The organism is Haemophilus sp. HMSC066A11 (assembly GCF_001811665.1).
GTDB classification, from domain to species: Bacteria; Pseudomonadota; Gammaproteobacteria; order Enterobacterales; family Pasteurellaceae; genus Haemophilus; species Haemophilus influenzae.
The window spans coordinates 1-8243 of record NZ_KV805897.1 but is presented as its reverse complement, the minus strand read 5'-3'; the positions used below and the strand labels follow the sequence as shown (position 1 = coordinate 8243).

At 38.8% G+C, this 8243-nt stretch carries 8 protein-coding genes; 5 read left to right on the top strand and 3 right to left on the bottom strand.

Translation table 11 applies throughout. The annotated features are described in order from the left end of the window. Positions 1–146: 146 nt before the first annotated feature. A complete protein-coding gene (ilvC, locus tag HMPREF2813_RS08590) occupies positions 147–1625 on the bottom strand; it encodes a ketol-acid reductoisomerase (protein ID WP_005654301.1) in 1479 nt (492 codons plus the stop codon). 652 nt (positions 1626–2277) lie between these two features. On the opposite strand from ilvC, the gene ilvY reads away from it, so the two are divergent. The 3 genes from ilvY to glpE are packed head-to-tail and all read left to right on the top strand — an operon-like array spanning position 2278 to position 4384. Next, a complete protein-coding gene (ilvY, locus tag HMPREF2813_RS08585; protein ID WP_005655042.1) occupies positions 2278–3156 on the top strand; it encodes an HTH-type transcriptional activator IlvY in 879 nt (292 codons plus the stop codon). 31 nt (positions 3157–3187) lie between these two features. Then, positions 3188–4066, top strand: a complete 879-nt coding sequence (rarD, locus tag HMPREF2813_RS08580) for an EamA family transporter RarD (RefSeq protein WP_005655039.1) — start codon at positions 3188–3190, stop codon at positions 4064–4066. After that, positions 4067–4384, top strand: coding sequence for a thiosulfate sulfurtransferase GlpE (gene glpE / locus HMPREF2813_RS08575; RefSeq protein ID WP_005655037.1), 318 nt, complete (start codon positions 4067–4069; stop codon positions 4382–4384). Between the two features lie 83 nt (positions 4385–4467). Here glpE and tpiA read toward each other — a convergent pair whose 3' ends face one another. Continuing rightward, positions 4468–5259, bottom strand: a complete 792-nt coding sequence (tpiA, locus tag HMPREF2813_RS08570; RefSeq protein ID WP_005655036.1) for a triose-phosphate isomerase — start codon at positions 5257–5259, stop codon at positions 4468–4470. 165 nt (positions 5260–5424) lie between these two features. Here tpiA and HMPREF2813_RS08565 point away from each other — a divergent pair, with 165 nt between their 5' ends. Together HMPREF2813_RS08565 and xerC are read left to right on the top strand one after the other, a co-directional pair. Beyond that, positions 5425–5865: a GNAT family N-acetyltransferase gene (locus HMPREF2813_RS08565; RefSeq protein ID WP_005655034.1), complete on the top strand. Its 441-nt coding sequence runs from the start codon at positions 5425–5427 to the stop codon at positions 5863–5865. Then, entirely contained in the window at positions 5859–6746 is an 888-nt protein-coding gene (xerC, locus tag HMPREF2813_RS08560) for a tyrosine recombinase XerC (RefSeq protein WP_005655032.1), read from the top strand. The genes HMPREF2813_RS08565 and xerC overlap by 7 nt, the downstream gene beginning before the upstream one ends. A gap of 52 nt (positions 6747–6798) precedes the next feature. On the opposite strand, the gene HMPREF2813_RS08555 is transcribed toward xerC, so the two are convergent. Further along, on the bottom strand, positions 6799–8243 hold a 1445-nt coding region (locus HMPREF2813_RS08555), incomplete at its 5' end, for an aminoacyl-histidine dipeptidase (RefSeq protein WP_070647065.1).

The window sequence follows — 8243 nt, the reverse complement described above, 5'->3', positions numbered from 1 at the left end:
CCATTAACTTTACTTTGTATGTCGATGGATGCTTAAATAAGAAAAATGCACGTTGTAATTAACGTGCATTTTTATGATTAATTTTATCTATGAAAAAACCGACTTTATATTGACAAAGTCGGTTTTTAATTCAGTTCAATTTAACATTAACCTGCAACTGCGATACGTTTCATATCTGTCATATAACCACGTAATTCTTGACCGATTAATTCAACAGGATGGTTGCGAATCGCATCGTTTACATCGCGTAAGGTAATGTTATCGACTTCCACTGCTGGAGTTGGCTCGCCCAAATCGCCTTTTTGAAGGTTAGGGATAATTTCTTTTGCAAGAATTGGGGTCGCTACGTTAGAGAATAAGTAGTTACCATATTCTGCGGTATCAGAAATTACCACGTTCATTTCGTATAAGCGTTTACGTGCGATAGTGTTCGCAATTAATGGCAATTCGTGAAGTGATTCGTAGTAAGCTGATTCTTCATAAATACCGCTTGCAACCATCGCATCAAAGGCTAATTCTACACCAGCTTTCACCATTGCGATCATTAATACGCCGTTATCAAAATATTCTTGTTCGCTAATTTTGCCATCATATTTTGGTGCATTTTCAAAGGCTGTTTTACCTGTTGCTTCACGCCATGCGAATAAATCTTTGTCGCCATTTGCCCAGTCTGCCATCATTGTTGCAGAGAAGTGACCGCTAATGATGTCATCCATGTGTTTGTAATATAAAAAACCAAGGCTTTCTTTGATTTGTTCAGCCAGTTCAAATGCACGTAATTTTGCACTGTTTGACAAGCGATCCATCATTAATGTGATACCGCCTTGTTTTAACGCTTCGGTAATGGTTTCCCAACCGTATTGGATTAATTTACCTGCGTATGCTGGATCTTTACCATCTGCCACTAATTTGTCATAACATACGATAGAACCTGCTTGTAACATACCGCAAAGGATAGTTTGCTCACCCATTAAGTCAGATTTTACTTCTGCCACGAATGAAGATTCTAAAACACCTGCTTTATGACCGCCAGTTGCAGCAGCCCATGCTTTTGCGATCGCCATGCCTTCGCCTTTCGGGTCATTTTCAGGGTGAACCGCGATTAATGTTGGCACACCGAAACCACGTTTGTATTCTTCACGAACTTCAGTACCTGGACATTTTGGCGCAACCATCACAACCGTAATATCTTTACGGATTTCTTCGCCAACTTCAACAATATTGAATCCGTGTGAATAACCAAATGCAGAGTCTTTTTTCATTAAAGGCATGACATCGGCAACTACTTTAGAGTGTTGTTTGTCTGGCGTTAAGTTTACGACTAAATCTGCAGTTGGAATTAATTCTTCATAAGTACCCACTTTAAAACCATTTTCGGTTGCGCGTTGGAACGATGCACGTTTTTCTGCAATCGCTTCTGGGCGTAAGGCATAGCTAATATCTAAGCCAGAATCACGCATATTCAAACCTTGGTTTAAACCTTGCGCACCACAGCCCACGATAACGATTTTTTTGCCTTTTAAGAAGTTTGCTTCATCTGCAAATTCTTCGCGATCCATAAAACGACAACGACCTAATTGGTCTAATTTTTGACGTAAATTTAATGTGTTGAAATAGTTAGCCATTTTGTTGTCCTTAATTGTATAAGGTTGATAATTGTATGATGTTGTGTTTGCATATTTTTTTGTTGTGGGTTGATTATAGGATTTTTTGTTGTTGCGTAAAGTGATATTATAGGAATGTAATGTTGCGATTTGTGCAATTATTTTGTTTTTTTGTGAATTAGCATCGTATTTCGCTCGATGAGCGACCTACTTTCTTTTACTCGTATAAAAGAAAGTAGGCAAAGAAAACACGCCCCAATTAAATCGCTGTTCTTTGCTTTGTTTCAATTTTCTTAACGGCAATTTGCTGAACTCGCTACGCTCAAACAGACGCAAATTGCCTGAAAATTGAAAATCGCAAAGGCGATTTATATGGGGCATAATTTACCTTAGTGTTATTTAAAAAGTGCGGTTAGTTTTGCATTCGTTTTTAAATTTAAGAAAGAACAAAATGGGTTCCCTTCTTTGCCGCCTGAAAAATTGGAAATTTGTAGGAAATTTTCGTCTGTTTGAGCGTAGCGAGTTCAGCAAATTGCCGTTAAGCAAATTTCCAATTTTTCAGGAAATAAGGCAAAGTAGGGCGTGTTTTCTTTTTGCCTACTTTTGCTTTGCACGAGCAAAGAAAAAGTAGGTCGCCATCGGCGAAACCCGATATTAAATAAAAGAAGAAATTATGGAATTTACCGACCTACAAATATTCATCCACCTCAGTGATACAAAAAACTTCACCAAAACCGCCACCCAAAACCACATGTCTCCCTCTACCCTTTCCCGTCAAATTCAACGATTGGAAGACGAGTTAGGGAAGACACTTTTTATTCGTGATAATCGTCAAGTCAAACTTACTGAATATGGCGAGAAATTTTTACAATTTGCTAAAACAGAATGGCAAAACTGGCAACAATTTAAACAACAACTGAAAGATGAATCCGATGAACTTTGCGGTGAAATTAAACTTTTTTGTTCTGTAACCGCATCTTATAGCCATCTTCCTCACGTACTTAAACAGTTTCGCCAGCGTTATCCTAAAGTGGAAATTCAACTGACTACGGGTGATCCAGCGTTAGCACTAGAATTAATTCAAGCACAACAAGTCGATCTCGCGCTTGCGGGGAAACCAAATAATCTGCCCTCTAGTGTAGTGTTTCATAAAATAGATGATATTAGTTTGTCCCTAATTGCCCCGCGAGTGGCTTGTTTGGCGACACAATTATTGCAAGAAAAACCTATTGATTGGCAGCAAATGCCTTTTATTTTCCCTGTTGAAGGGCACGCTCGGCAGCGGATTGAACAATGGTTAAGGGAGAAACAAATTAAACACCCGAAAATTTATGCTACTGTTGCGGGACACGAAGGAATTGTGCCAATGGTGGGATTAGGATTTGGATTAGCAATGTTGCCTGATGCAGTAATTGACAGCAGCCCAATGAATAACCAAATTTCCAGACTTAATCTTGATAAGCCTATTGAGCCTTTTGAATTAGGTATTTGCACCCAAAAAAGAAATCTCGAACAGCCCCTAGTCCGTGCATTTTGGGCGATGTTAGAATAGAATAAATAATGGTTTAAAATAAGGATTTCTTATGTTTAAAGGTATTCTCGTTTCATTATTAGCCTCTTTTCTATTTGGCTATATGTATTATTTTTCTACGTTACTAAAACCTTTGAGTGGCACAGATATTTTCGGTTATCGGATGATATTTACTTTTCCTTTTGTCCTGTTGTCCGTCACATTATTTAAACAAAAAGCGGCTTTAATTGAACGTTTAAAACGCATTCAAAAACGACCGCACTTAGCATTGTCATATTTACTTTGCGGATTATTAATGGGTTTTCAAATGTGGCTTTTTCTTTGGGCACCGAATAATGGCAGTTCATTAAGCGTATCTTTTGGTTATCTACTTTTACCAATTGTAATGGTGGCGGCAGGTCGCGTGTTTTTTAAAGAACGCATTTCAACATTCAAATTTATTGCAGTTATCATTGCAACATTAGGCGTAATTTCTAATATTGTGCTAAAAGGCGGTCTTTCTTGGGAAGCCATTGTTATCTGTTTAGGTTACACCGCATATTTTTCTATCCGAAAAGCATTAAAAAATACCGATCTTGCCTCCTTTTGTTTAGAAATGTTAAGCCTTATGCCTGTCAGTATTTATTTTGCTTTACAAACAGATTTCGCGACAGTACAACAAACCAATCCGTTTATTTGGGGGCTTCTTGTATTACTAGGATTAATCAGCGGTACTGCGTTAATTGCCTATGTAATAGCCAGTAATATGCTTCCTATGAATTTACTCGGTCTGCTTGGTTATGTTGAAACTATTATGATGCTATGCGTATCATTTTTGATCGGAGAACAAATTGATAGCGAAAGCTACCCACTTTTTATTTGCTTAGTCATCGCAATGATTCTTGTTATGGTTGATGGCGTTTACAAACAACACGCAAAAGGAAGTTTATAAATGTCATTTAAAGAAATAACTCCACAGCAGGCTTGGGAAATGATGCAACAAGGCGCAATATTAGTCGATATTCGAGATAATATGCGCTTTGCTTATTCACATCCTAAAGGTGCTTTTCATTTAACAAACCAAAGTTTTTTGCAATTTGAAGAACTAGCAGATTTTGATTCGCCTATTATTGTGAGTTGTTATCACGGCGTGAGCAGTCGAAATGTAGCGACTTTTCTCGTGGAACAAGGCTATGAAAATGTATTTAGTATGATTGGCGGATTTGATGGATGGTGCAGAGCAGAATTACCGATTGATACCGCTTACTAACCCATTCATCAAAAATATGTAAGATATAAAAAAGTGCGGTAAAAATTTACCGCACTTTTGTTGTTATTCTAATTAACTGAAAATTAGTTTTTCGCTGCAGCTGCTGCTTTAACAATTACTGCAAATGCAGGGGCTTTTAATGATGCGCCACCCACTAATGCGCCATCAATGTCTGGCTGAGTAAATAATTCAGCGGCATTTGCATCATTTACAGAACCGCCGTATTGAATAATTACTTGCTCTGCCACGGCTTGTGATTTCGCTGCGATGTGACCGCGGATAAATGCGTGAACTGCTTGTGCTTGTGCTGGAGTCGCAGATTTACCCGTGCCAATCGCCCAGATTGGTTCGTATGCGATCACTGCACCGTTGAATGCTTCTACGCCTAATGCATTGATGACTGCATCAATTTGACGTGCACATACTTCTTCAGTTTTGCCTGCTTCATTTTCTGCTTCAGATTCACCAATACATAATACTGGCACTAAACCAGCTTCTTTTAATGCACCAAATTTTTTCGCCACAAATTCGTCGCTTTCTTTATGATAAGTGCGGCGTTCAGAGTGGCCAATAATGATATATTTTGCACCGAAATCTTTTAACATTTCAGTTGAAATATCACCAGTAAATGCACCTTTCACATTGATATCTACGTTTTGTGCACCTAATTGAATCACACTTTTACCGCCACAGTTGCAACCACAACCAGAAAGTGCAGCTTCAGCCGTACCTAAATACATAACGGGAGGGGCAATTGCTACATCACAACCTGTTACATCATGTAATTCCGCTTTTAATCCCTCGATTAATTCTTTCGTGAATGCTTTGCTACCGTTTAATTTCCAGTTACCCATAACTAAAGGACGACGTGCCATTTTTGTTTCTCCATAGTTGATAAAATTAACTTGCTTACTATACCAAAATTTCGCCCCTATTCTTTGCAGAAGATCATAAAATTAAAAAAATTCTCACAGAAAGATGATTATCTTGAGCTAAAAAGCTACAATTACCTGTATGGAACCAATAAAAAATAACCAATTATGAAACTTTTCAAAGCTGAACAATGGAATATTGAAGTGCTTCTTCCTCTTTTTGAAGCCTATCGCCAAGCCTATGGGCAAGCAGAGAATCCAGAACGTACCTTAGCTTTTTTAACTAATCGTATGCGTTTTAATGAAAGCCTGTTTTTTATTGCGGTGGATGAGAACGAAAAGGCTATTGGCTTTGTGCAGCTTTTCCCTCGCCTTTCTTCTTTACAATTGCAACGTTATTGGCAAATCACCGATATTTTTGTGTTGGAACATGCTCAACAAACAGAAATTTATGCGGCGTTGATTTCTAAAGCAAAAGACTTTGTGCATTTCACGCAATCCAATCGTTTAGTGGCAGAATTAGCGCAAAATCAATATTCAATGTTGGAATCGGAAGGGTTTAAATTGAACCCAAAAGAACGTTTATTTGAATTGAGTTTGTCATGCTAACAGCGTTAAATCGTTATTGGGATTATTTGCGGATTGAACGCCAAATGAGCCCTCACACAATCACTAATTATCAACATCAGCTTGATGCCACCATCAAAATCTTAGCGCAACAAGATATTCACGCTTGGACACAAGTGACACCCAGCGTGGTGCGCTTTATTTTGGCGGAAAGCAAAAAACAAGGCTTAAAAGAAAAAAGCTTGGCTTTGCGTTTATCCGCATTGCGTCGATTTCTCAGTTTTTTGGTGCAACAAGGCGAATTGAAAGTGAATCCCACCACAGGCATTTCTGCACCGAAACAAGGTAAGCATTTACCGAAAAATATGGATGGCGAGCAAGTTCAACAATTGCTTGCCAACGATAGCAAAGAGCCGATTGATATTCGTGATCGTGCTATTTTGGAATTAATGTATAGTTCAGGTTTACGTTTATCGGAATTACAAGGCTTAGATTTAAACAGCATTAATACTCGTGTGCGGGAAGTGCGTGTTATCGGGAAAGGTAACAAAGAGCGAGTAGTGCCGTTTGGGCGTTATGCTTCGCATGCTATTCAAGAATGGTTAAAAGTGCGGGCATTATTTAACCCAAAAGATGAGGCATTATTTGTTAGCCAGCTTGGAAATCGTATTTCTCATCGAGCCATTCAAAAACGTTTAGAAACTTGGGGTATTCGTCAAGGCTTAAATAGCCATCTTAATCCGCACAAATTACGTCATTCTTTTGCGACGCATATGTTGGAAGCCAGTTCTGATTTACGCGCCGTGCAAGAATTGCTTGGGCATAGCAACCTTTCCACCACACAAATTTATACTCACTTAAATTTCCAACATCTAGCAGAAGTGTACGATCAGGCGCACCCAAGAGCGAAACGAAAAAAATAAAAGTGCGGTTAAAACAAAAGAAATTTTAACCGCACTTTTAATTAATATTAGATTACTTCGCAGGAATATCGGCAAGTACTCTTGTCAATAAATCCCAATAGGTTTGTACTGCTGCGATTTCCACTTTTTCATCTGGTGAGTGAGCATTTCGGATTGTTGGCCCAACAGAAATCATTTCTATATGTGGATAATGTTCTTTTAAAAGACCACATTCTAATCCTGCGTGAATGACTTTCACTACAGGTTGCTCGCCTAGCACTTCAGCATAATGTTTACGAGTAACGTCTAAGATGATTGAGTCATTTACAGGTTGCCAGCCTGGATAAGGCGCAGAAAACTCGACTTTTGCATTTGCTAAGATTGCAAGTGAGCCGAGCATTTCAGTTACGTAATATTTACCGCTTTCAATTAATGAACGAACTAAAATGGTGCTTTTTACAACATTGCCTTCTGTTTTCAATACGCCAACGCTTAATGAACTTTCTACAACATTTTTAACTACATCACTATTGCGGATTACGCCGTTTGGCAATACGTTGAGTGCGTTAATAACCGTTTGAGTACTTTGTGCGGTGAATACGGTAGGGGCTTTTTCTGCGGATTCTACAAAAAGTGTGAAATTAGGTTCTGCAATTGCTAATTCTTCTTTAAGTACAACCGCCAGATTTTCTACCGCACTTTCTATGGTTTTTACATCGCCATTAAAGGCTAACACAGCTGCTGATTCTCGAGGAATTGCATTACGAATTGAGCCACCACGAATTTCAGAGAGAGCAAAGTGCGGTTGATTTTGAGAGAGTTTTGCTAATACTCGCGCTAACACTTTGATTGCATTTGCACGCCCTGTATGAATATCGCCGCCAGAGTGGCCGCCACGTAAACCTTTAAGGGTGATTTGTGCGCTGTGCTCAAACGTATTAGTTTCATATTGAACGGGAATTTCAAAGTTTGCGTTAATCCCGCCCGCACAACCAATGTAAATTTCGCCAATTTCTTCGGTATCTGTATTGATTAAAATTTCAGATTGTAACCAGTTATGACGTAAGCCTTTTGCGCCATCCATCCCCGTTTCTTCTGTCATTGTTAAAAGCACTTCAAGAGGTGGATGGGCTAAATCATTGCTTTCTAGCACCGCTAACGTAGAGGCTAAACCGATACCATTGTCAGACCCTAGTGTTGTACCTCGTGCTTTCACCCATTCCCCGTCAATATAAGGTTGAATAGGATCTTTGGTAAAATCATGTGGGTTGCCTTCATTAGCCTGTGGCACCATATCTAAGTGCGCTTGTAGCACAACAGGTGTGTGATTTTCCATTCCTTTCGTTGCGGGTTTACGAATGAGGACATTACCTACTTCATCGCGTTCAACAAAAAAATGCTTTTCTTTTGCCCAATTTACAATAAAGTTAGCTAACGTATCTTCATAATGAGAAGGATGAGGGATTGCACAAATTTGATCAAACCATTTCCATAACAGTGAAGGTTGAAGTGTTGTAA

Excerpts from the sequence above, each read along its gene's own strand:
- HMPREF2813_RS08565 (WP_005655034.1), top strand. The coding sequence starts at position 5,425 with ATGAAACTTTTCAAAGCTGAACAATGGAATATTGAAGTGCTTCTTCCT.
- tpiA (WP_005655036.1), bottom strand. The coding sequence starts at position 5,259 with ATGGCACGTCGTCCTTTAGTTATGGGTAACTGGAAATTAAACGGTAGC.
- glpE (WP_005655037.1), top strand. The coding sequence starts at position 4,067 with ATGTCATTTAAAGAAATAACTCCACAGCAGGCTTGGGAAATGATGCAA.
- xerC (WP_005655032.1), top strand. The coding sequence starts at position 5,859 with ATGCTAACAGCGTTAAATCGTTATTGGGATTATTTGCGGATTGAACGC.
- ilvC (WP_005654301.1), bottom strand. The coding sequence starts at position 1,625 with ATGGCTAACTATTTCAACACATTAAATTTACGTCAAAAATTAGACCAA.
- ilvY (WP_005655042.1), top strand. The coding sequence starts at position 2,278 with ATGGAATTTACCGACCTACAAATATTCATCCACCTCAGTGATACAAAA.
- rarD (WP_005655039.1), top strand. The coding sequence starts at position 3,188 with ATGTTTAAAGGTATTCTCGTTTCATTATTAGCCTCTTTTCTATTTGGC.